Origin of the sequence: Streptomyces sp. NBC_01190 (assembly GCF_045039895.1) — a bacterium.
In the GTDB taxonomy this organism is placed as follows: domain Bacteria; phylum Actinomycetota; class Actinomycetes; order Streptomycetales; family Streptomycetaceae; genus Actinacidiphila.
In genome coordinates, this window is record NZ_CP108580.1 from 4,085,967 (window position 1) to 4,107,706 (window position 21,740).

The 21,740-nt window shown below is 71.2% G+C and carries 20 protein-coding genes and 1 tRNA gene; 10 read left to right on the forward strand and 11 right to left on the reverse strand.

Annotated elements, in window-relative coordinates; all coding sequences use genetic code 11:
• From OG519_RS17015 to OG519_RS17025, 3 genes are all read right to left on the reverse strand, one after another.
• Positions 1-1,527, reverse strand: a complete 1,527-nt coding sequence (locus OG519_RS17015) for a Stp1/IreP family PP2C-type Ser/Thr phosphatase (RefSeq protein WP_405584242.1) — start codon at positions 1,525-1,527, stop codon at positions 1-3.
• 87 nt (positions 1,528-1,614) lie between these two features.
• Positions 1,615-2,133 carry an FHA domain-containing protein gene (locus OG519_RS17020; protein WP_405584245.1) on the reverse strand — a complete coding sequence of 173 codons (519 nt, stop codon included), beginning with the start codon at positions 2,131-2,133 and terminating at the stop codon, positions 1,615-1,617.
• A gap of 10 nt (positions 2,134-2,143) precedes the next feature.
• On the reverse strand, positions 2,144-3,043 hold the full coding sequence (locus tag OG519_RS17025; protein WP_405584248.1) for an FhaA domain-containing protein: 900 nt from the start codon (positions 3,041-3,043) through the stop codon (positions 2,144-2,146).
• Between the two features lie 457 nt (positions 3,044-3,500).
• Here OG519_RS17025 and OG519_RS17030 point away from each other — a divergent pair.
• A tRNA-Leu gene (locus tag OG519_RS17030) sits at positions 3,501-3,584 on the forward strand.
• A 183-nt stretch (positions 3,585-3,767) separates the two neighbouring features.
• Here the strand turns inward: OG519_RS17030 and OG519_RS17035 are convergent.
• On the reverse strand, positions 3,768-4,370 hold the full coding sequence (locus tag OG519_RS17035; protein WP_405584251.1) for a hypothetical protein: 603 nt from the start codon (positions 4,368-4,370) through the stop codon (positions 3,768-3,770).
• Positions 4,371-4,572: 202 nt separating this feature from the next.
• On the opposite strand from OG519_RS17035, the gene OG519_RS17040 reads away from it, so the two are divergent.
• The gene (locus OG519_RS17040) at positions 4,573-5,190 is read left to right on the forward strand and encodes a PadR family transcriptional regulator (protein WP_405584254.1); all 618 of its coding nucleotides are present in this window, start codon (positions 4,573-4,575) and stop codon (positions 5,188-5,190) included.
• Between the two features lie 143 nt (positions 5,191-5,333).
• Positions 5,334-5,909 (forward strand): TerD family protein, encoded by a 576-nt coding sequence (locus OG519_RS17045; protein ID WP_405584257.1) that lies wholly within the window; start codon positions 5,334-5,336, stop codon positions 5,907-5,909.
• A gap of 215 nt (positions 5,910-6,124) precedes the next feature.
• Here OG519_RS17045 and OG519_RS17050 read toward each other — a convergent pair whose 3' ends face one another.
• The gene (locus OG519_RS17050) at positions 6,125-8,686 is read right to left on the reverse strand and encodes a SpoIIE family protein phosphatase (protein ID WP_405584259.1); all 2,562 of its coding nucleotides are present in this window, start codon (positions 8,684-8,686) and stop codon (positions 6,125-6,127) included.
• A gap of 749 nt (positions 8,687-9,435) precedes the next feature.
• Between OG519_RS17050 and OG519_RS17055 the strand changes: the two genes are divergently transcribed.
• Together OG519_RS17055 and OG519_RS17060 are read left to right on the forward strand one after the other, a co-directional pair.
• A complete protein-coding gene (locus tag OG519_RS17055; protein WP_405584262.1) occupies positions 9,436-10,251 on the forward strand; it encodes a hypothetical protein in 816 nt (271 codons plus the stop codon).
• Between the two features lie 193 nt (positions 10,252-10,444).
• Positions 10,445-10,777, forward strand: a complete 333-nt coding sequence (locus tag OG519_RS17060) for a rhodanese-like domain-containing protein (RefSeq protein ID WP_405584265.1) — start codon at positions 10,445-10,447, stop codon at positions 10,775-10,777.
• A 55-nt stretch (positions 10,778-10,832) separates the two neighbouring features.
• On the opposite strand, the gene OG519_RS17065 is transcribed toward OG519_RS17060, so the two are convergent.
• Genes OG519_RS17065 through paaA form a run of 5 tightly spaced genes read right to left on the reverse strand, consistent with a single transcriptional unit; the run spans position 10,833 to position 14,489 of the window.
• Entirely contained in the window at positions 10,833-11,930 is a 1,098-nt protein-coding gene (locus OG519_RS17065) for a 2Fe-2S iron-sulfur cluster-binding protein (protein WP_405584267.1), read from the reverse strand.
• Positions 11,931-12,518 carry a 1,2-phenylacetyl-CoA epoxidase subunit PaaD gene (gene paaD, locus OG519_RS17070; protein ID WP_405584270.1) on the reverse strand — a complete coding sequence of 196 codons (588 nt, stop codon included), beginning with the start codon at positions 12,516-12,518 and terminating at the stop codon, positions 11,931-11,933.
• Entirely contained in the window at positions 12,515-13,267 is a 753-nt protein-coding gene (gene paaC, locus OG519_RS17075; protein ID WP_405584273.1) for a 1,2-phenylacetyl-CoA epoxidase subunit PaaC, read from the reverse strand. Before paaC ends, paaD begins: the two co-directional genes overlap by 4 nt.
• Positions 13,264-13,572, reverse strand: coding sequence for a 1,2-phenylacetyl-CoA epoxidase subunit PaaB (gene paaB, locus OG519_RS17080; protein ID WP_405584275.1), 309 nt, complete (start codon positions 13,570-13,572; stop codon positions 13,264-13,266). Before paaB ends, paaC begins: the two co-directional genes overlap by 4 nt.
• A complete protein-coding gene (gene paaA, locus OG519_RS17085) occupies positions 13,569-14,489 on the reverse strand; it encodes a 1,2-phenylacetyl-CoA epoxidase subunit PaaA (protein ID WP_405592785.1) in 921 nt (306 codons plus the stop codon). Before paaA ends, paaB begins: the two co-directional genes overlap by 4 nt.
• A 293-nt stretch (positions 14,490-14,782) precedes the next feature.
• On the opposite strand from paaA, the gene OG519_RS17090 reads away from it, so the two are divergent.
• From OG519_RS17090 to OG519_RS17100, 3 genes are all read left to right on the forward strand, one after another.
• Positions 14,783-15,484: a DUF5819 family protein gene (locus tag OG519_RS17090; RefSeq protein ID WP_405584278.1), complete on the forward strand. Its 702-nt coding sequence runs from the start codon at positions 14,783-14,785 to the stop codon at positions 15,482-15,484.
• Positions 15,481-16,815: an HTTM domain-containing protein gene (locus tag OG519_RS17095; protein ID WP_405584280.1), complete on the forward strand. Its 1,335-nt coding sequence runs from the start codon at positions 15,481-15,483 to the stop codon at positions 16,813-16,815. Before OG519_RS17090 ends, OG519_RS17095 begins: the two co-directional genes overlap by 4 nt.
• 80 nt (positions 16,816-16,895) lie before the next feature.
• Positions 16,896-17,666 (forward strand): TrmH family RNA methyltransferase, encoded by a 771-nt coding sequence (locus tag OG519_RS17100; protein WP_405584283.1) that lies wholly within the window; start codon positions 16,896-16,898, stop codon positions 17,664-17,666.
• A gap of 34 nt (positions 17,667-17,700) precedes the next feature.
• Here OG519_RS17100 and paaN read toward each other — a convergent pair whose 3' ends face one another.
• Positions 17,701-19,377, reverse strand: a complete 1,677-nt coding sequence (gene paaN / locus OG519_RS17105) for a phenylacetic acid degradation protein PaaN (protein ID WP_405584285.1) — start codon at positions 19,375-19,377, stop codon at positions 17,701-17,703.
• Positions 19,378-19,536: 159 nt separating this feature from the next.
• Here paaN and OG519_RS17110 point away from each other — a divergent pair, with 159 nt between their 5' ends.
• The gene (locus tag OG519_RS17110; RefSeq protein ID WP_405584287.1) at positions 19,537-21,039 is read left to right on the forward strand and encodes a 3-hydroxyacyl-CoA dehydrogenase; all 1,503 of its coding nucleotides are present in this window, start codon (positions 19,537-19,539) and stop codon (positions 21,037-21,039) included.
• The gene (locus tag OG519_RS17115; RefSeq protein WP_405584289.1) at positions 21,036-21,623 is read left to right on the forward strand and encodes a TetR/AcrR family transcriptional regulator; all 588 of its coding nucleotides are present in this window, start codon (positions 21,036-21,038) and stop codon (positions 21,621-21,623) included. The genes OG519_RS17110 and OG519_RS17115 overlap by 4 nt, the downstream gene beginning before the upstream one ends.
• Positions 21,624-21,740 lie beyond the last annotated feature (117 nt).

The following is a 21,740-nucleotide window of genomic DNA, read 5'->3' on the forward strand; positions in this document are numbered from 1 at the left end:
CTACTGCTGGCCCGTACCGCATTCCCCTGCCAGATTCTTCTCTTCCGGCGTCAGGGACGGGGTGGGGGCGGTCGTCGGGGTGGGACTGGTGGTGGGCTTCGAGCCGGCGGGTTTGCCGCCGGGCTTCGCGCTGGGGTTCACGTTCGGCTTGGTGGTGGGCTTGGCGCTCGCCGAGCCGGTGGCCGCGCCGCCTGACGTCTTGGCGCCGGCCTTGGCGTCGGCGACCTTCTTGCACACAGTGGCCTGGAGGGCCAGTTCATCGGCCTTGTCGTTGGCCTGGCCGAGGCTCGCCACGGCGATGGTGTCCTGAAGCCGGTTCTGCTGGTAGGTCGGGAGGTACTTGAGTTCGATGTCGGGGCGGTCCTTGTGGACCCTCGACAGGCTGATCCAGGCCAGCTTCTGGTCGATGCCCTGGTAGACCGCGACGTGGTTGTCGTTCGCACCGACGTAGTACTGCGTCTGGGTCCAGGCGTACGCGCCGTAGAGGCCGCCGCCGATCACCGCGAGCACCACGAGGCTGACCAGACTGCGCTTCAGCGCCCGGTGGCTCTTGCCCGGCTTCTCGAAATCCTCGTCGTCGTACGACCCGAAGGAGCCGAGGACGCCGCCGTCGGCCGCCGCGCCACTGCCGGGCGGCCCGAAGGTCCCGGCGCCGCCGCCCTGCTGCGGGGTGCGGCCGAGCTCGGAGGCACGGCCGGCCGGCGTCTCCAGGTGGCGGGCGTCCTGGAGGGGGAGCTGGGTGTCCGCGACGGCACCGACCACGACCGGGGTGTCGTTGAGCTGCGCGGCCAGCGTGTCGCCGTCGTCGGTGTCCAGCACATCGGCGACGATGCAGGTGATGTTGTCGGGGCCGCCGCCGCGCAGGGCGAGCTGGATCAGCTCCTGCACCGTCTCGTGCGGTGCCTGGTATCCGGCGAGGGTGTCCTCGAGCGTCTGGTGGCTGACGACGCCGGACAGGCCGTCGGAGCAGATCAGATACCGGTCGCCGACCCGCACCTCCCGGATGGACAGGTCCGGCTCGACGTGTTCGCCACTGCCCAGCGCGCGCATCAGCAGGGAGCGCTGCGGGTGGGTGGTGGCCTCCTCCTCGGTGATCCGGCCCTCGTCCACCAGCCGCTGCACCCAGGTGTGGTCCTGGGTGATCTGGGTCAGTACGCCGTCGCGCAGCAGATACGCGCGGGAGTCGCCGACGTGCACCAGGCCGAGCCGCTGGCCGGTCCAGAGCAGGGCGGTCAGCGTGGTGCCCATGCCTTCGAGCTGCGGATCCTCCTGGACCATGTGCAGCAACTGGTCGTTGGCCCGCTGCACCGCCGTGCCCAGCGACGTGAGGATGTCGGAGCCGGGGATGTCGTCGTCGAGAGTGACGATGGTCGAGATGACCTCGGAGGAGGCGACCTCACCGGCGGCCTGGCCGCCCATGCCGTCGGCGATCGCGAGCAGACGGGGGCCGGCGTAGCCGGAGTCCTCGTTCCCCTCGCGGATCATGCCCTTGTGCGAACCGGCGGCGAAACGCAGGCTCAGAGACATGCGTACCTCCCCCGTCGGCTCCGGGTACATCCGCACGCTGCCCACCCTCTCGCTCGCGCGTCGTGGCTCCGCTCGCCCATTGTGCGACTACTTCCGCAGCTCGATGACGGTCTTGCCGATGCGGATCGGCGCACCCAACGGGACCGGCGTGGGCGTGGTCAGCCGGTTCCGGTCCAGATAGGTGCCGTTCGTGGATCCGAGGTCCTCGACGATCCACTGGCCGTCGCGGTCCGGGTAGATCCTGGCATGCCTGCTGGACGCGTAGTCATCGTCGAGCACGATCGTGGAGTCGTGCGCCCGGCCGAGGGTGATGGTCTGGCCCTGGAGCGCGACGGTGGTGCCGGCCAGCGAGCCCTCTGCGACCACCAGTTTGGTGGGTGCACCGCGCCGCTGCCGGTTGCCTTGCGGCTGCTGGCGGGGCGCGGGCTGGGCCTGCTGCTGGCGCTGCTGCGGCGGACGGGACTGGCCGTCGCCGCGGCGCGCCGCCCGCTGGGTCACCCGCGTGCCGAAGAGGTCACTGCGGATGACTTGGACTGCGACGATCACGAACAGCCACAGCACGGCAAGGAAACCCAACCGCATGACCGTCAGGGTCAGCTCTGACATTGCCCCCGCTTCACCCTTCGGCTTGCCGGTACACGATGGTGGTGCTCCCCACGACGATGCGGGAGCCGTCGCGGAGCGTAGCGCGCTGGGTGTGCTGTCCGTCCACCACGATGCCGTTTGTGGACCCGAGGTCCTGGACAACAGAGGGCGTACCGACCCGGATCTCACAGTGTTTGCGCGAAACTCCGGGGTCGTCGACCCGGACATCGGCCTCGGTGGAGCGGCCGAGCACAAGGGTCGAGCGGGAGATCTGGTGGCGGGTGCCGTTGATCTCGATCCAGCGGCGAACGCCGGCCGCGGGGGAGCCGGCCGGGAAGCCGGTGCCGGGGAGCCGGGTGACGGGAGCGGCACCCGCGAGGGCTCCGCCGCCGGGCCTGGCACCGCCGGGAGGCGGCGCCGGCGGCATCGGAGGAGCGCCGCCGGGGCGCTGCCGGTCGACGGCGGCCGGTCCGGGCTGGGCGTACCCCGGCTGCTGCGGGTAGCCCTGGGGGGCCTGCTGGTAGGGCGCCGCGCCGTGCTGGGGGCTCTGGGACTCGCTGGAGGCGAGGGTCCTGCTGCGCACCCGGTACAGGCCGGTGTCCAGGTCGTCGGCCCGCTCCAGGTGGACCTTGACGGGACCCATGAAGGTGTAGCGCTGCTGCTTGGCGTAGTCCCTGACCATGCCGGCCAGCTCATCACCGAGTTGGACCGCGTACGGGCTGAGCCGCTCGTAGTCCGTGGTGCTCAACTCGACGACGAAGTCGTTCGGCACCACGGTGCGGTCGCGGTTCCAGATCGTCGCGTTGTTGTCACACTCACGCTGCAGCGCGCCCGCGATCTCCACGGGCTGCACCTCGCTCTTGAACACCTTGGCGAAGGTCCCGTTCACCAGGCCCTCCAGCCGCTGCTCAAAGCGCTTCATTACACCCACCGGGCACCTCCCTCCTCCGGGCCTTTCTTCGCGTCATTTCCGATACTGCTTACTGATCGTATCCACGCACGGGAAAAAGAGCTGGTTCCCCGATCTTGCTGGGCAGGCCAGTGTCAACACTCACACCACGCCACGTCTGCGACCCCTGCCAACAGCGCTCCTGCCAACAGCGATGGTAGATGCGGCATCCATGTGCGGTCCCCACTTCACCGGTCCCCGGGGCCAGTGTTCCCAATCCCGTCTCCTTAGTGTCCCGCACCGCCGCGCGCCTCCACTCCGCCGCACCCCCGCCGGTGTGCGCCCCGACTCCTCGTACCCCCGCCTCCCCCGCTCCAGGCCAAACACATGTGATTCCACTCCGGGCGTCGTGCTAATCTTCTGCATGTCGGGAGGCGCTCCCCCACCAACAGGACCGGCCAGTCCACCTGGTGTGCGGGACCCGAACGACAACACCCATGCGCGGGTGGCGGAATAGGCAGACGCGCTGGATTCAGGTTCCAGTGCCCGAAAGGGCGTGGGGGTTCAACTCCCCCCTCGCGCACAGCGAAGCAGTAACAAAACGGACCTCCGACGGTGACGAAAATCATCGCCGGGGGTCCGTTTTCGTTGCTCGGACCCGGAGCAGGGGGTGCTGCTGGGCGGGCGCCGCTCCGGCGCCCGCCTTCGTCGCCCGCCCTCTTGGTGCCCGGCCCCCGCTGTGCGGGGAGCGCTGTGGGGGATGGGGTCAGGACGTCGCGGCGGGGTCGGCGGTGGCGGCCGGCTTCGCGGTGGCGGTCGCGGCGGCGATGGCGCGGGCCTTGACCTTCTCGGGATAGCGGGCGGTGAAGACCGCGGGGAGCACGAACCCGGCTATCTGCACCGGGACCGAGACCGCGTCGCCGAGATCGGCGGCGGACACCGCGCCGAGCGCGGCGGCGGTGACGGTGAAGGCCGCGGCCCACACGGTGGTGAGCACCACATTGAGACGTATGAACACCGGGCTGTTCCACACCTCGGGCGGTGCCTGGCGGCGGGCTATGCCCGAGGTGAAGGGGCGCCGGACGGCGAGCGTGGCCCACGCGGTGAGGGCGAGCCAGGCCATGGACATGGCGGCCGTGTAGTGGTGGAGGCCGCTGTCGGTCCTGGCGAAGGCGATGGCGGTCAGTGCCGCGAAATACACCGCGGTGCTCTGCTCCAGGATCAGCGCGTCCGCGGCGACGCCGGCCCGGCGGTCCCACACCACCAGTCGCACACCGAGCACCAGCCCGGCCAGCGCGCCCCACTGCCAGCCGAGGGTGGATACGGCGGCGAACGCGATCCACGGGACGAAGCCGCGCAGGTAGTTCATGAGATTCCTCCGGGTGCGGGGACGGTCGTGCTGGACCGGCCTGGGCTGGGCTGAGCTGGGCTGGACTGAGCTGGCGTGGATTGGCCTGGCCTGGACTAGCCCGGACTGGACCGGACCGGCCAGACCTTCATTCCACTATCGACATGTCAAAAGTAGAATGTCATCGCTTGACCTGTCAAGAGTGGAAGGTAAGATGTCCTGTATGAGTCTTCGCCACGCGGTCCTGGGCCTTCTCGCCGAACGTTCGGCCAGCGGCTACGACCTGATGAAGCTGTTCGAGACGTCGCTCGCCAATGTCTGGCCGGCCACGCAGAGCCAGGTGTACGGCGAGCTGGGCAAGCTGGCCGCCTCCGGCCTGCTGACGGTGTCCGCCGAGGGCCCACGCGGGCGCAAGGAGTACGCCATCACCGACCAGGGCGTGGCCGAGCTGCGCCACTGGCTCACCGAGACCGAGCCCGATCGGATCCGCCGCAGCGAGACCTTGCTCAGGGTCTTCTTCCTGGGCGTGCTCACCCGGGTGGAGGCCACCGTGTATCTCGGTCTCGAGGCGGATCGGGCGGCCGCCGGGCATATCGCTCTGGAAGAGCTGGAGGCGGCGGTGGAATGGGGTGACGACGCGTTGTCGGTCTACGGCCGGCTCGCGCTGGAGTACGGGCTGCGGCTGACCGCCATGCAGGAGGAGTGGGCCCGCTGGGCCGTCGAGCGGGTCCAGCGGGTCGAGTCCGGGGGCGATGCCGGCCCGGCGTCGGCCTCACCCGGGAACGGCCCGTCGGTGGCCTCGCCCGGGGATGCCTCCACTTTCCGGGAGATAACGGGTTAAAGGTACGTCAAGCAATCGACACGCCTCGGGGAGAACGGTGGCACACGGCGGGGAACCGGGGCAGGCTGGTTTCCGTTGAAGTAATCGGGCAAAGGAATCGTCAAGAGGCGTGGCCCGCGCCGAACCGAGCAGGGAGATCCACCATGGGTGTCAGCCTCTCCAAGGGCGGCAATGTCTCGCTGACGAAGGAGGCCCCCGGACTCACGGCGGTCACCGTCGGCCTGGGCTGGGACGTACGCACCACCACCGGCGCGGACTTCGACCTGGACGCGAGCGCGCTGCTGCTCGACTCCTCGGGCAAGGTCGTCTCGGACAAGCACTTCATCTTCTTCAACAACCTCAAGAGCCCCGACGGGTCGGTCGAGCACACGGGTGACAACCTCACCGGTGAGGGCGAGGGCGACGACGAGGCGATCAAGGTGAGCCTGGCGACCGTGCCCGCCGAGGTGGAAAAGATCGTCTTCCCGGTCTCGATCTACGACGGCGAGACGCGCCAGCAGAGCTTCGGCCAGGTCCGCAACGCGTTCATCCGCGTCGTCAACCAGGCCGGCGGCGCCGAGATCGCCCGTTACGACCTCACCGAGGACGCCTCGACCGAGACCGCCATGGTCTTCGGCGAGCTGTACCGCAATGGCGCCGAGTGGAAGTTCCGGGCCGTCGGTCAGGGCTACGCCTCGGGCCTGCGCGGCATCGCCCAGGACTTCGGCGTCAACCTCTGATCGAGCGGCACCGGCCGCGAGGCCGTCGTACGGCGGGTCGTCGCCCGAGCAACGGAGCCGGCCCACCGATGGCATGACCACCGGTGGGTGGCTTCGGCCGTGGACGCGGTGCTGCGTCCGCGTGATGACCGGGGCGGCCGGGTCCGGACGTCGATGGGGCTTCGCTCCGGGTTCCGGGGCCTTCGGGTCCGGGTTCCGGGTCGGGTGTGTCCGGCTCAGCGCTCGTCGGGGGCCGGCGGCAGCGGCAACTCGAACCAGACGACCTTGCCGACCGCCTTTCTGCTGGTCCCCCACCGCTGGGACAGATGCGACACCAGCCCCAGCCCGCGGCCCTGCTCGTCATCGGCGTCGGCCCGTTCCAGGTGCGGCAGATTGTGGTTGTCGTCGCTCACCTCGACCAGCAGCTTGCCGACGCGCATCAGCCGTAGCTCCACCTCGTAGGAAGCGGCCCTGATCGCGTTGGTGACCAGCTCGCTGACCAGCAACTCGGCCGTGTCGCTCAGCCGTTGAAGACCCCACTGGGCGAGCTGGCGACGGGTCAGGTCACGGGCCGCGGCCACCTCGCGGTTGTCGAGGCGCAGCGTCCAGCGCACCACGTCCTCCGGTGCGATGCCCTCGAACCGGGCGACGAGCAGCGCCACATCGTCCCTGCGGTCCTCCGAGTGCACCTGGCCGAGGATCTGCGCGCACACGTCCTCCGGTGACTGCTCCGGCTCGATCACGGTCGCGCACAGGGCCGCGAGGCCCGCGTCTATACCCTGCCCCCGCACCTCCACCAGCCCGTCCGTGCACAGCACCAGCCAACTGCCGTCCGGCACATGGATTTCCACCGTCTCGAACGGCACACCGCCCACCCCGATCGGCGCGCCGCCGGGGATCTCCAGCAGTTCGCTGCGCCCGTCATGGGCCAGCACCGGCGGGATGTGGCCCGCGTTGGCCAGGGTCAGGGAGCGCCTGATCGGGTCGTAGACGACGTACACGCAGGTGGCGAGGTGTTCCGGACTGAGCCGGTGGGCCAGGTTGTCGAGGTGGCGCAGCAACTGGGCGGGCGGCAGGTCGAGAGCCGCCATGGTGATCACCGCGGTGCGGAACTGGCCCATCACCGCGGCGGCCTGCAACCCGTGCCCCATCACGTCGCCGACGACCAGGGCGACCCGGCCGCCGGGGAGCTGGATCGCGTCGAACCAGTCGCCGCCGACCTGGGCCTGGCGGTCGCCCGGCATGTAGTGGTGGGCGATGCGCACGCCGGGGATCCGGGGCGGCCGGGTCGGCATCATCGAGCGCTGCAAGGTGGCCGCCGCACGCGATTCCTGGCGGTGCAGCCGGGCGTTGTCGATGTGCACGGCGCCGCGGGCCACCACCTCGGTGGCGGTGGCGGCGTCCCGCGCGTCGAACGGGCGGCGGCCCGGCCCGCGCAGAAAACAGACCCGGCCGAGCACGGTGCCCCGGGCGGTCAGCGGCGCGATGATCATGGAGTGGCCGGCGAGCAGCGGGCCGAGGGCCGGCACGCCCAGGTCGAGGGCGATGTCGGGGGCGAGGGTGGGATCCACGACGGGGACGAGTACCGGGTCGCCGAGCCGCGGCACGATCTCGTCAGCCGCCAGCAGCATCAACTCGCCCTCCGGCAGCGCCGTTTCCCACGCTCCGGGCGGTCCGTTGTGGACGATCGCGACCCGGCGGACGAGGACGCCGTGGCCGGGCCGGTCGTCCTTCGGCGGCTCGGTGTCGGAGAAGAGCTGGTCCACCACGAGAACGCCGGCGAAGTCGGCGAAGCGCGGCACGGTCACCGAGCACAGCTCGCGCGCGGTGGTGTGCAGATCGAGGGTGGAGCCGACCACCGCGCCGGTCTCGCGGAGCAGCGAGAGTTGTTCGTCCAGCGCGTTGCCCGCGAGGGGGCGGGGGACGGCCGGGGCCTCCTGGCCTGGTGGCAGGCCGTTGTCACCGGGCAGCACGGGGGCGAAGAGCGTCGACGGCGACGGCCAGGACGAGGGGCCTGACGGCCGGCCGACCGATGGGACGGCGGTGAGCGCGGACGCGCTGGAGAGATCGGCGTCGGGTGAGGTGTTCTCGCCGGTCGGCTCATCGGGCTGAGGCGGCAGGAGCTCCCGTCGGACGACCGGTCCGGTGGCGCGGGAGGCCTCGGCAGCCCGGGCGTAGTCGTGCGGCACGACAGGCAGCCGGGTCCCGCCCTCGACCTCGAGGCCGGGATGGCCGAGCGAGGAGATGTGGCGGACGATCCGGTCGAAACGGCCGGGGCTCACCCCGGGCAGCACACTGCCGAGCCGGCTGGCGAGCGCCAACCCGCCGGCCGGATCGGCGGGAGGGCTCAGCACGGCGGCGACCGCGATGTCCTGCCGGGTCGGGCCCTCCGCGGTGTACGGCAGCAGCCGTCCGCCGAGGGCGATCCGCAGGCCGCCGGTGCGCAGCGGTTTGGCGTGGGTCGCGATGGCCAGCAGGCTCCGGCCGCCCGGCTCCACCACGCGATACGTCCACCACAGGACGTCTTTGAGGGTGCCGTCCCGGTCGGTGGCCGCCAGCGCGCCGGCCCACGCCGGGTTGGTGAGGTCCTCGAGCAGGTCCATCGTGTCCTGGTGCTGGGTGGCCGATCGCACCGCCGCACTCGGCGTCCGGGGGCCGGCCGAGAGCAGGCCGGACGCGCGGTGGCCGAAGACGTGCTCCCAGCGGTGGCCGAAGAGCTCCTCGGCGCCCCGGTTCCAATAGGAGACGCGGCCGTCCGGGTCGACGCAGAGGACGGCGAGGCGGACCAGCGCGGCCATTCCTGGGATCTGCCCCGTCGGCAGGGCGATGGGGGTGCCTGGTACGGACTCGGTCGACCCGTCGAGCGGCGGCAGAGGCGTGGCCTGGGCGTCCGGCCCGGAGGCGGTGGCGCGCTCGGGGCGATCGGTGGCTTGCGGGCTCTTCGGGCGGGTCCGCCGCGGAAGGTCCCGGACCGGAAATTCGGACTCCCGCTGCTCCGGCTCCTGGTCGGGGCGCTGTTGGTGGTCCGCTGGAATGCCGGTGTATGGATCTGCGTCAGGGGATGCGGATTGCCTGGTGATCTCGTCCAACGTCGTGCACCTGCAGTTCGGCGCTGAGTAGGGTCCTGGATTCAAGGCAAGCACGAAATCGCGAGGGAGGACGACCGAATTGCCGGATTGCCCCCCACCGGTGGATGCTGACAGGTCATCCGCTGACGAGCCGCCGAACAACCCTCCCGGGGCGGCGGGTGGCGGCGGTGAACAGGCCCTTCAGGGGGTCGGCGGGGAGAGTGAGCGGGGACGGTGCGTCGGAGCATGGTTCCACGTGGAACATCACGCTCACGGGAACCGTCTGCGGATCCTTTCCGGCCGATCATGGGCCGTCGGCAGGGGGATCCCGGGATCGGGGAGTCGACCGCACGGATCCGTCCGCCGCGACGGGGAGTGACCCGGCACGACACGGGACAGGCGGCCGACGGCGGAGATCGCGATCGCGCCCCGATTCGCCGCTTGACGGGTACAAGCCGCGCAGGGCCTAGGCTGTCCGAGTGACGAACACCTCCGGAACCGAATCGTCCGCCGCCTCCGCGCCCGCGCCGGGCGCCGAGGATCGGCTGGCGAAGGCGGTGCGCGCGGCCGAGCAGGCCCTGATCGAGTTCGAGATCGCGGTGGAGACCTACCGGGTCGAGGTGGAGAACTTCTCCCGGCTGCACCATCAGCGGCTCGGCCCGATGTACGCCCGGCTCGACGAGCTGGACGCGCTGATCGCCGAGGCGGTGGCGGCGCACAGCGGTGAACGCGCGGACATAGAGCGCGCCTGGGAGGCGCGCGCCCTGGTGATGCCGATGCCCGGGGTCGAGGAGCTGTTCGACGGGCTGCTGGGCGCCGACGGGGTACGGCCGGTCGAGGACCCCAACCCGCCGCGCCGGGTACGCCCCGGCAAGGAGGCTCAGCGGCTCTACCGGGAGCTGGCCCGCAAGGCCCACCCGGACCTGGCCCAGGACGAAGCCGAGAAGGAGCGCCGCAGCGCCTTCATCGCCCGGGTCAACGAGGCGTACGCCTACGCCGACGAGGATCTGCTGCGGGCGCTGTCGGAGGAGTGGGACGCCGGGCCGGTGCCGGAGGAGGAACTGCCCGGCGAGGCCGAGGTCCTTTACGCCCGGCTGGATTGGCTGGCCGAGCGCAAGGAGAAGCTGGCGGCGACGGCGGCCGAGCTGGCCGACAGCGCGATCGGGCAGATGATGGGACTGGCGCCCGACGACCCGGACGCGCTGCTCAACGAGATCGCCGAGCAACTCCTCACCCAGGTCGCCCAGCGGGAGGCCCGGCTCGCCGAACTCGTCCGCCAGAAGTCGGGAAGCTGACCGACGGCTTCTGCCGGTCGCATCGGGTGTCATGGTCGGCCGCGAGCGGCTGCCCTCTGGGCAGGAGGCGCCGGGCGCCGGAGCCGGTGCAGTGCGGTCGGCCCCGGTGACGGCTGAGGTAGCTTTTCTCCGTACCCCGCTGCGGTTCGCGCCTCGCGACCGCGACTGTCGCCGTTCCAGGAGGCCGCGCCCCATGTTCCGCTCCCAGCTACCCGCGGTGGATGCCACCGCCGTACCGGCCGACGCGATCCTGCTCGACGTCCGGGAGAACGACGAGTGGGCCGCCGGGCACGCCGAGGGCGCGGTGCACATCCCGATGAACGAGATCGTCGCCCGCATGGGTGATGTGCCGGAGGGCGGCCGGGTCCACGTGGTCTGCCGCGTCGGCGGGCGGTCGGCCCAGGTCACCCAGTATCTGATCGGACAGGGCGTCGACGCCGTCAACGTCAGCGGCGGCATGCTCGACTGGGAGGCCGCCGGCCGCCCGGTGGTGGACGGCAGCGGCGCCGAAGGCTACGTCCTCTAGGCGTCCGCCCGCCGGAGATCCTCCGGGCATCGAGGTCAACTTCGGCCCGCCTCGGCTAGGCGTCGAAGTCGACCTCGACCACCGGTGTCACCGGGTGGGATTGGCACGCCAGCACATAACCGGCCGCTGTCTCCTCGGGTTCCAGCGCGAAGTTCCGGTCCATCCGCACCTCGCCCGAGAGCAGCTTGGCCCGGCAGGTGCCGCACACGCCGCCCTTGCAGGCGTAAGGCGCGTCCGACCGGTTGCGCAGCACCGTCTCCAGCACTGACTCGCCGGCTGTCGACGGCCAGCTTCCGCCCCGCCCGTCGAGCGTCGCCCGTACGGTGCCCGCGATCCCGGGCAGTGTTCCGGTCGCCACGGCCGACTCGGCCGCCATCAGGGCTGTCGGTGCCTCATCGACATGGAAGATCTCCTGGTGGACCCGCGAGCGGGGGACGCCGAGGGTGCGCAGCGCCAGCTCGGCGGCGGCGACCAGACCCAGCGGACCGCACAGATACCAGCCGTCGACCGAGGGAACCGGCAGCAGGGCGGGGAGCAGCGTAGTGAGCCGGTCCGCGTCGAGACGGCCGGTCGGCAGCCCGGACTGCTGCTCCTCCCGGGACAGGGCGGTGACCAGCTGGAACCGGTCCGGCCACCGGTCCTTCAGATCGGCCACCTCCTCCAGGAACATCGTGGACGCGGCCGTACGGTCGCTGCGTATCAGGCAGAAGCTCGCCTCCGGCTCCCGGGCCAGCAGCGTGGCGACCTGTGACAGCACCGGGGTGATGCCGCTGCCGCCCACCACCGCGGCGAACCGTCCCGGGCGCGGCTCCAGCACGAACCGACCCGCCGGGGTCATCACGTCCAGCACCTCTCCGGCGAGCAACTCCTTCAGGGCGTAGGTGGAGAACTCCCCGTCCTTGACCGCCCGCACGCCCACCCGCAGCAGCCGTGGCCCGTCACCGGGCTCCCCTCCGGCCGACCAACCGGGTACCGGGTCGCACAGGGAATAGGTCCGCCGGATCTCGCTGTCGGCGATCCGGCGGCGGATGGCGATGTGCTGGCCGGGGGTGTAGCGGTAGGCGGCGCGCAGTTCCTCGGGGACCTCGAAGGAGATGGTCACCGAGTCGTCCGTGAGCGGGCGGACCTCCGCCACCCGGAGCGGATGGAACACTCACACCTCCTTGAAGTGGTCGAACGGCTCGCGGCACGACGCGCAGCGCCGCAACGCCTTGCAGGCCGTTGAGGAGAAGGGACTCAGCAGCCGGGTGTCGGTGGAGCCGCAGTGCGGGCAGCGGATCGCCAGCTCAACGCTCACCGGGGCCGTACGATCCGCTCCCGGGTGCCGTCCGGGGGAGGACGGGACCGTGGGGGAGGCGCCGGAGGAGTGACGCGGCGGCGCCACTCCGGCCTCGGTCAGCTTGCGGCGCCCTTCCGCGCTGATCGCGTCGGTCGACCAGGCGGGCGAGAGCACGGTTCGCACCTCCACCTCGGCAACGCCGTGCGCCTTCAGCACTTCGGTGACGTCGTCGGCCATGGTGTCGAGGGCGGGGCAGGCGGTCCAGGTCGGGGTCAGCTCCACGGTCACCCGGCCGGGGCCGACGATCCGCAGCCCGCGCAGCACTCCCAGTTCGGCGAGCGAGATCACCGGCAGCTCGGGGTCGGGCACCGCGCCGGCCAGTCGCAGCAGCTCCTGCTCCAGCGCGGTGGTGGCGGCGTCCTCATGGGTGTCGGCCGTCGTGGCGACGTGGGCGGCGGTCACCAGGATGCTCCGGGGTGGGCGCGGTGCAGGTACTGCATCTCGGCCAGCAGCAGACCGAACGGCTCGGTGTGGACGCCCTGCCGCCCCGCGCCGGCCGACCAGGAGGTGCTGTCGGCGCCTACCGGTATCGCCAGCGTGGCCCGTTCCGCGATCGCTGTCACCCGCTCCAGCCACGGCCCACGCAGCGCAGGCAGTTCGATACCCAGGCCGTCCAGCGGCTCGAAGAGTTCGCCGGTGTACCGCCACAGGCTGTCCAGGGCTCGCTGCATGCGGAGGTGGCTCTCCTCGGTACCGTCACCGAGTCGCAGCGTCCACTGCTCGGCGTGGTCCCGGTGGTAGGCGACCTCCTTGACCGCCTTGGCGGCGAGCGGTGCGAGGGGGCCTTCGGTCCTGGCCAGCTCGGCGTAGAGGAGTTCCTGGTAGACCGAGAAGCACAACTGGCGGGCGATGGTGTCGGCGAAGTCCCCGTTGGGACGCTCCACCAACTGCGCATTGCGGAACTCGTGCTCCGCGCGCCGGAACGCCAGCTCGTCCTCGTCACCGGTCAGCGACAGCAGGGTGCGGGCCTGGCCGAGCAGGTCCAGGGCGATGTTGGTGAGGGCCACGTCCTCTTCGAGCACCGGCGCGTTTCCGGCCCACTCCCCCAGCCGCTGGGCGAGTACCAGGGCGTCGTCGCCCAGTGCGCGGGCGGCGGCGGAAAGGGCCGGTCCGATGGCGCCGGACGGTCCGGTCGTGTCGGTGGGCGTCACAGGTGCTTCACCCCTTCCGGGATCTCGTAGAAGGTCGGGTGCCGGTAGGGCTTGTCGGCGGCCGTCTCGAAGAACGGGTCCCGCTCGTCGGGCGAGGAGGCGGTGACAGCGGTCGACGGCACCACCCAGATGGAGACGCCCTCGGCGCGCCGGGTGTAAAGGTCGCGGGCGTTGCGCAGCGCCATCTCCGCGTCGGGCGCGTGCAGACTGCCCGCGTGCGTGTGGCTGAGTCCGCGCCGGCTGCGGACGAAGACCTCCCACAGCGGCCACTGCGCGGCCGGCCGGTCGGCTTCCTCTCCGCTCATGCCTGTGCCTCCTGGTGCTTGGCGGCGTACGCGACCGCCGCGTCACGGACCCAGGCACCGTCCTCGTGTGCGGTGCGGCGCCGCTCCAGCCGCTGCTCGTTGCAGGGACCGTTGCCGCGCAGCACCTCCTGGAACTCCGTCCAGTCGATCGGTCCGTGGTCGTATCCGCCCCGCGCCTCGTTCCACCGCAGGTCCGGGTCGGGCAGAGTGAGCCCGAGCACCTCGGCCTGGGGGACGCATATGTCCACGAAGCGGCGGCGCAGTTCGTCGTTGGAGTGCCGCTTGATCTTCCACGCCATGGACTGGGCGGAGTGCGCCGATTCGTCGTCCGGCGGGCCGAACATCATCAGCGACGGCCACCACCAGCGGTTCACCGCGTCCTGGGCCATGGCGTGCTGGGCGGGGGTGCCGCGGCTCAGGGTCAGCAGCAGTTCGTACCCCTGCCGCTGGTGGAAGGACTCCTCCTTGCAGATCCGCACCATGGCGCGGGCGTAAGGACCGTACGAACAGCGGCAGAGGGGGACCTGGTTGGTGATCGCGGCGCCGTCCACCAGCCAGCCGACGGCGCCGACGTCGGCCCAGGTAAGGGTGGGGTAGTTGAAGATCGAGGAGTAGCGCTGGCGGCCCGCGTGCAGCTTGTCCAGCAGCTCGTCCCGGCTCACTCCGAGGGTCTCGGCCGCGCTGTACAGATAGAGGCCGTGGCCCGCCTCGTCCTGGACCTTGGCCATCAGGATCGCCTTGCGGCGCAGTGACGGCGCCCGGCTGATCCAGTTCGCCTCCGGCTGCATGCCGATGATCTCCGAGTGCGCGTGCTGGGCCATCTGGCGGACGAGTGTGGCCCGATAGGCGTCCGGCATCCAGTCGCGGGGCTCGATCCGGGTGTCGGCGGCCACCGCGGCGTCGAAGGCCGCCAGCATCGCTCCTTCGTCCGCCGCCGTGCTCCCGGTGTTCGCCGCGTCCGCCGCCGCGACGGTGGACGGAGGCTGCGCCGTGGTCGTCATCGGACCCCTCCCTCTCCTCGGTGAGATTCCCGATCGATCCATCCCGACCGACCGATCGTTCGGTTCACTCTATGGTCGATGGCGCGAGCGGGGAGTGTCAACCCATTCCGGAGGCTGTGGATAACTGGGTAAGGTCACCGCCGGGGCCCGGGGTGGATAGCGTGCTCCGCGGCAGCCGGGTGATGGGCAGCGGGCAGAGCGGAGAGACCATGGAGTCAACGGAGGGGCCGCCGCCCCGGGTGAGCGGACTGTCGGTGCCCGCGCGCATACTCGTGGCGCTGACGGTGGGCGCCGTCACCGTGGCCGCGCTTTTCCACCTGGCCATGGTGTTTCTGCACGTCGCGCCGTCGAACACGCTCAGCAAGGAGCACGCGACGGCGGTCAGCGACTACATCTATCCGGAGTTCGAGCAGAACTGGAAGCTGTTCGCGCCGGACCCGCTGCAACAGAACATCCACATCCAGGCGCGCGCCCAGGTCCGCAAGCCCGGCGGCGTGGTCGAGACCACCGGCTGGGTCGACCTGACCGGCATGGACGTGGCCGCCATGCGACACGACCCGGTGCCGAGCCACACCCAGCAGAACGAGTTGCGCCGCGCCTGGAGCTACTACACCGACACCCACGACCAGCAGGAGCAGGCCACCTCGGGCGATCGCAGCGACATAAGCCGCGAGTACCTCCAGCGGATCCTGGAAATGCGTCTCGGCCCACGACTCAACGGCGGCGACGTCACCCAGGTCCAGGCCCGGGCCGCCACCACCCCGGTACCCCAACCCGCCTGGATCGCCGGCAACAGTCTCACCAGCCCCCAGTACCGCCAGCTCCCGTGGTGGTCCGTGGACAGCGCGGCTAAGGCCACGGCGGCCGGGCAGTCGGCCAGCCAGTCGGCCAGGCAGGAGAACGCCTCGTGAGCGCCCCCGGCAGTCACGCCCCCGTCCCCGCCAAGGCCGCCGGATCCGATCCCGGTGCCGATTCGCCCCTCGCGGCTTTCGGCGCGGGCCTCGACCGGTCCCTGGCCCGTGGTCTGCGCCGGCTCACCGAGAGCGCGCTGGGCCCGTACCAGAGCGCGATCGTACGGATAGGGTTCTCGCTGACCTGGCTGCTGTATCTGCTGCGCGAATTCCCGCACCGCGACGAGCTCTACGGCCCCGACAGCCCCTGGGGCCTCGACCTGGCCCGGCGGATCATCGCGGGCAGCCACGCCTTCAGCGCGCTGATGTGGAGCGACAGCCGGGGCTGGTTCGAGCTGGTCTACGCGCTGGCGATCGTGGCGAGCGCCACGCTGCTGCTGGGCTGGCGGACCCGGACCTCGGCGCTGCTCTTCATGCTCGGGGTGCTCTCACTTCAGAACCGGTCCGTCTTCATGGGCGACGGTGGAGACAACGTCGTCCACATCATGGCCATCTACCTCGTCTTCACCCGCTGCGGCCAGGTGTGGTCCCTCGACAGCCGGAGGGCGGCCAAGGCAGCCCGGACGGACGCCGACGCCGACGCTGGCGGCGACGACGGCGCGATCGATCAGGCACGCGCCAGCCTCGACCCCGTCGGCGTCGCCTTGTGGACGGTGCTGGGCGCGGCCCTGATCGCCGCCACGCTCGCCGGCAAGCTCACCGCCGGGTGGGGGCTCATCTTCTGGGGCTTCTGGGGAGGACAGGCGGTGTGGTGGGCGGTGCGGCGCTACGCGCCCGGCGAGCCCCGCACCGTGCTCGACATCATCGCGAACATCGTCCACAACGGCGCGATGCTGGTCATCGCCGCCGAGGTCTGCCTGATCTACTCCACGGCGGGCTGGTACAAGATCCAAGGCAGCCGCTGGCAGGACGGCACCGCCCTCTACTACCCACTCCACCTGGACGACTTCACCCCCTGGCCCGCGCTGTCGCATCTGCTGGCCGGCAGCGACATCATGGTCATGCTGATCACCTATGGGACGGTCATCGTCCAGGTCGGCTTCCCCTTCACCCTTTTCAATCGCCGGGTGAAGAACGTGCTGCTGTGCGTGATGATCGTGGAGCACGCCTCGATCGCGATCCTGCTGGGGCTGCCCTTCTTCTCACTGGCGATGATCGCCGCCGACGCGGTGTTCCTGCCGACCGGCTTCCTGCTGTGGGCCGGCGGTCGGGCGGCCGGCCTTCTGGGTCCCAAGCGCCCCGCGGCGGAAGCGGTGACCCCCGACGTGATCCCGGGCGGCGGTGCGACGCAGCCCGCGGTGGGACCTCCGCCGCCCAGCACGGTGTCCTGATCCGACAGGACGGCAGGACGGCAGGACGGCAGGACGGCAGGAGAACGGCGCCCTGTCGGCGGCACCGTAGGCTGACGCCCATGAGCGAGGACGAGGCCGTACGGCACTGGCGCGAGGCCGCTCCCGGCTCGGTGCTGCTCGACGGCTTCCACGCTCTCAAGCACGCCCTGCGCTTCGGTGCCGCGGTCCGGGTCGCGGTCACCACCGACAAGGCGGCCACGCTGCGGCTGGCCGGTGAGCTGGCTCCCGACCTCGTCGGCGACCTCACCGGCATCCTCGTCGAGCTGCCGGGCCCGGGACTGCGCGATCTGGTGCCCCGGGTCCATCCCACCGGGGTGGCCGCGCTCGCCGCCCGCCGGGACCGGGCGACCAACCTGGCCGATCTGACCCGGCGGCCCCGCCGCTCGCCGGTGGTGGTCCTGGACCAGCCACGCAACCTGGGCAATGTCGGCGCGGTCGTCCGCCTCGCGGCCGGTTTCGGCATCACCGGGGTCGTCACCACCGGCGACCTCGACCCATGGCACCCGAACGTCGTGCGATCCGGCGCCGGGCTGCACTACGCGACGGCCGTGGAGCGCCGCGACGTCGGTGAACTGCCGCCCGGCCCGCTCTGGGTCCTCGACCCGGAGGGCAGGGACATCCGCGCCGCCGAACTGCCCGACGACGCGCTGATCGTCTTCGGCTCGGAGCGGCACGGGGTCGGGGACGAGCTGCGCTCGCGCGCCGACGCACTGGTGGCGCTGCCGATGCGGGCCCACGTCTCCAGCTACAACCTCGCCACCAGCGTCGGCATGACGCTCTACCACTGGGCGGCCACGTCCCGTTCCCCACTGGTCCCGGGACGTTCCTGAGCCAACCGGTCGGCCCTCCGGTCACCTGGCGCCGTCAGGCGGGCCGCCGCACCTCCACCGTCCGGAAGCGGTTGGCGACGAAAGCGCCGTCGCACAGGGCCGCGTTGGCCGCCGGGTTGCCGCCGGAACCGTGGAAGTCGGAGAACGCGGCGGTCTGGTTGACGTAGACGCCACCGGTGAGGTTCAGCGAGAGCTGAGCGCGCTCGTCCCAGCAGACCTCCTCCAGCCACCGCTCCACCTCGGGTGAGGTGGTGTAGCCGCCGACGGTCATGGCGCCCTTCTCCCGGATGGTGCGCCGCAGCAGCTCGAGCCCGTCGGCCGTCGAGTCCACCGCCACCGCGAAGGAGACCGGGCCGAAGCACTCCGACATGTACGCCGCCTCCGCGTCCGGCTTGGCCCCGTCGAGCTTGATCACCGTGGGCGTGCGGACCACCGCCCGCGGGAAATCGGGGTGGGCGACGCTGCGGGACGCGAGAGCGACCTCGCCGATGCCGGCCGCCGTCTCGACCCGCTCCTTGACCTCCGGGTTGACCAGGGCGCCCAGGAGCGCGTTGGCCCTGGCATCGTCACCGAGCAGACCGTCCACCGCGGCGGCGAGGTCGGCGACCACCTCGTCGTAGGACTTCGGTCCGGCGTCGGTGCTGATGCCGTCCCTGGGAATCAGCAGATTCTGCGGGGTGGTGCACATCTGGCCGCTGTAGAGCGACAGGGAGAAGGCGAGGTTGGCGAGCATCCCCCGGTAGTCGTCGGTGGAATCGATGACGACGCTGTTGACACCGGCCTTCTCGGTGAAGACCCGTGCCTGCCGTGCGTTGGCCTCCAGCCAGTCGCCGAAGGCGGTGGACCCGGTGTAGTCGATGACGCGGATCTCCGGCCGGACCGCGAGGGTCTTGGCCAGGCCCTCACCGGGCCGGTCGACGGCCAGACAGACCAGGTCGGCCGGGAAGCCGGCCTCGGCCAGCACCTCGCGGGCCACGGCCACGGTGAGCGCGAGCGGCAGCACGGCCCGGGGATGGGGCTTGACCAGCACCGCGTTTCCGGTGGCGAGCGAGGCGAACAGCCCCGGATAGCCGTTCCAGGTCGGGAAGGTGTTGCAGCCGATCACCAGGCCGATGCCGAGAGGCACCGCGGTGAAGGTCTTGCGCAGGCCGATCGGCTCCCGCTTTCCCTGCGGCTTGGTCCACTCGGCCGTCTCCGGGACACGGACCTGCTCGGCGTACGCGTACGCCACCGCCTCCAGGCCGCGATCCTGCGCGTGCGGGCCGCCGGCCTGGAAAGCCATCGTGAAGGCCTGGCCCGAGGTGTGCATCACCGCGTGCGCGAACTCAGGCGTCCGGGCGTTGATCCGGGCCAGGATCTCCAGGCACACCATGGCGCGCGCCTCCGGACCCGCGTCCCTCCAGGCGGGCACGGCGGCGCGCATCGCGGGCAGCAGCACGGCGGGGTCGGGGTGCGGATACCGCACCCCGAGCTCTACTCCGAACGGTGACCGCTCACCGCCCGTCCATTCGTCGGTGCCGGGCTGGTCCAGCTCGAAGGGGTGGCCCAGAAGCGCCTCGAAGGCGGCCTTGCCGGCCTCCGCGTCGGGATACGCCTTGGGGTGCTCGGCGTAAGGCGACCAGTACTCACGGGTTCTGATGGTCTCCAGCGCCTTGTCGAGCGTGCCGCGATGGCGTTCGATCAAGAGCACCGTGGAGAGATCGGCGGGCATGGGACCAACTCCTCGTCGAGCTGGGCGGGATAGGGGCGACACCGCTAGATTAACCGAATGTTCGGTCGGGACAAGGCACGTTCTGCGGCCTGTGGACAACTTCTGGACATCGGCACAACGGACGATTCGGGGACAACCCGGGCTGGGAGTCGTAACACCGTGAGCGCACTTGACCGGGACGGCGTCGTGGGCGTTGTCGGCGCGGGCACCATGGGCCAGGGGATCGCGCAGGTCGCGCTGCTGGCGGGCCATCCTGTGCTGCTGCACGACGCCGCTCCCGGGCAGGCCAGGGGCGCCGCGGACGCTGTGGCGGGCCGCCTTGACAGGCTGGTGGCCAAGGGCCGCCTCGGGGCTGAGGAGATGAAGACTGCGCTCGCCCGGCTCTCGGCCGCCGAAGGCATCGCGGATCTCGCCGGCGCGGGGCTGGTGGTGGAAGCCGTGGTGGAGGATTTGGCCGTCAAGCGGCGCCTCTTCGCCGAACTGGAGGCGGTGGTGGGCGACGGATGCCTGCTGGCGACCAACACCTCCTCACTCTCCGTCACCGCCGTCGCCGGGGCGCTCCGCCTGCCCGGCCGCCTTGTCGGCCTGCACTTCTTCAACCCGGCGCCCCTTCTGCCGCTGGTCGAGGTCGTCGCGGGCGCGGCCAGCGACCCGGGCGCGGTCGACGTGGCCTACGCGACGGCCGCCGCCTGGAGGAAGGTCCCGGTGCGCTGCTCCGACACCCCCGGCTTCCTGGTCAATCGGATCGCGCGCCCCTTCTACGCCGAGGCATTGCGCGTCCATGAGGAGCGGGCGGCCGATCCCGCCACTATTGACGCGCTGCTGCGCGAGAGCGGCGGCTTCCCCATGGGGCCCTTCGCGCTCATGGACCTGATCGGCCAGGACGTCAACGAGGCCGTCACCCGTTCGGTGTGGGAGGCGTTCTTCCGCGATCCCAAGTTCACCCCGTCCCTGGCCCAGCGCCGGTTGGTGGAGTCGGGGCGGCTCGGCCGGAAGACCGGCCGCGGCTGGTTCTCCTACCAGGAGGGCGCAGCGGGGCCCGAGCCGCGGACCGCCGAGCCCGTGGCCGCGCCGTCGTTCATCACGGTCGAGGGCGACCTCGGGCCGGCGCGTGAACTCGCGGCGCTCGCCGAGGAGTCCGGCGTTGAGGTACGCAGGGAGCCGGCCGCGCGGGGGGCCATCGTCCTCCCTGTCGGCACGAGCCTTCACCTGGCCGACGGGCGTCCGCCGGGAGGGGCAGCCGTCCAGTTCGACCTGGCGCTCGACTACCGCGCTGCCACCCGGATCGGCCTCGCGCCCGCCGCGGGGACGAGCGCCGACGCGGTGTCCCAGGCGACGGGCCTCTTCCAGGCGATGGGCAAGAAGGTGAGCGTCATCAAGGATGTGCCCGGAATGGTGGTGGCACGGACGGTCGCCATGCTGGTGGACTTGGCGGTGGACGCGGTCGCCAGAGAGGTGGCGTCCACCCAGGACGTGGACACCGCGATGCGGATGGGCGTCAACTATCCGGTCGGTCCGCTGGAGTGGGGCGAGCGCCTTTCCGCGTCCTTTGTCCGCGGTCTCCTGGACGCCTTGCACGACTGGTACCCCACCGGGCGTTATGCGCCCTGCCCGGAGCTGCGATCGCGTGCGGCCGCGGCCGAAGATGTGATCTCCTCATGACCATGTCCAAGCGCGACACCTATACGCCCGACTCGCTTCTCGCCGTCGCGGTGGAGGTCTTCAACGAGCGTGGTTACGACGGCACTTCGATGGAGCACCTCTCACGCGCGGCGGGCATCTCCAAGTCCTCCATTTACCACCATGTGCGCGGCAAGGAGGAACTGCTCAACAGGGCGGTCGGCCGGGCGCTGGAGGGTCTGTTCGGCATCCTGGAGGAGCCCGGCGCGCGCCAAGGGCGCGCTGTCGTACGCCTTGAGCACGTGACCCGGCGCACGACCCAGGTGCTGATGGCGGAACTCCCCTACGTCACGTTGCTGTTGCGGGTGCGGGGCAACACGGGCACCGAGCGGTGGGCGATGGAGCGCCGCAGGGAGTTCGACCAGCGGGTGTCGGCGCTGCTCAAGGCCGCGGTGGCCGAGGGCGATCTGCGCGGGGACGTCGAGGCCAGGCTCGCCACGAGGCTGCTGTTCGGGATGATCAATTCGATCGTGGAGTGGTACCGGCCCGATGGCAAGGGCGATGTTGACGACGTCCAGGTCGCCGACGCGGTGGTGCGGCTCGCCTTCGACGGACTCCGGACCTGACCGCTCGGTCTCTTGCCGGGGCCGTGGCCGGTCGGGTCCGCCTCCGGGCGGTGACCAGGGGTGCCGCTCACTCGGACAGGCGAAGGCGGACCGGGTGAATTTCCGGGACGTGCGGCG

Coding starts and splice junctions, on each gene's coding strand:
- OG519_RS17100 (WP_405584283.1), top strand. CDS start 16,896: ATGAGCGAGGACGAGGCCGTACGGCACTGGCGCGAGGCCGCTCCCGGC.
- OG519_RS17045 (WP_405584257.1), top strand. CDS start 5,334: ATGGGTGTCAGCCTCTCCAAGGGCGGCAATGTCTCGCTGACGAAGGAG.
- OG519_RS17035 (WP_405584251.1), bottom strand. CDS start 4,370: ATGAACTACCTGCGCGGCTTCGTCCCGTGGATCGCGTTCGCCGCCGTA.
- OG519_RS17090 (WP_405584278.1), top strand. CDS start 14,783: ATGGAGTCAACGGAGGGGCCGCCGCCCCGGGTGAGCGGACTGTCGGTG.
- OG519_RS17020 (WP_405584245.1), bottom strand. CDS start 2,133: ATGTCAGAGCTGACCCTGACGGTCATGCGGTTGGGTTTCCTTGCCGTG.
- paaN (WP_405584285.1), bottom strand. CDS start 19,377: ATGCCCGCCGATCTCTCCACGGTGCTCTTGATCGAACGCCATCGCGGC.
- OG519_RS17050 (WP_405584259.1), bottom strand. CDS start 8,686: ATGGCCGCGCTGGTCCGCCTCGCCGTCCTCTGCGTCGACCCGGACGGC.
- OG519_RS17115 (WP_405584289.1), top strand. CDS start 21,036: ATGACCATGTCCAAGCGCGACACCTATACGCCCGACTCGCTTCTCGCC.
- OG519_RS17015 (WP_405584242.1), bottom strand. CDS start 1,527: ATGTCTCTGAGCCTGCGTTTCGCCGCCGGTTCGCACAAGGGCATGATC.
- OG519_RS17060 (WP_405584265.1), top strand. CDS start 10,445: ATGTTCCGCTCCCAGCTACCCGCGGTGGATGCCACCGCCGTACCGGCC.
- paaB (WP_405584275.1), bottom strand. CDS start 13,572: ATGAGCGGAGAGGAAGCCGACCGGCCGGCCGCGCAGTGGCCGCTGTGG.
- paaA (WP_405592785.1), bottom strand. CDS start 14,489: ATGCTGGCGGCCTTCGACGCCGCGGTGGCCGCCGACACCCGGATCGAG.
- OG519_RS17040 (WP_405584254.1), top strand. CDS start 4,573: ATGAGTCTTCGCCACGCGGTCCTGGGCCTTCTCGCCGAACGTTCGGCC.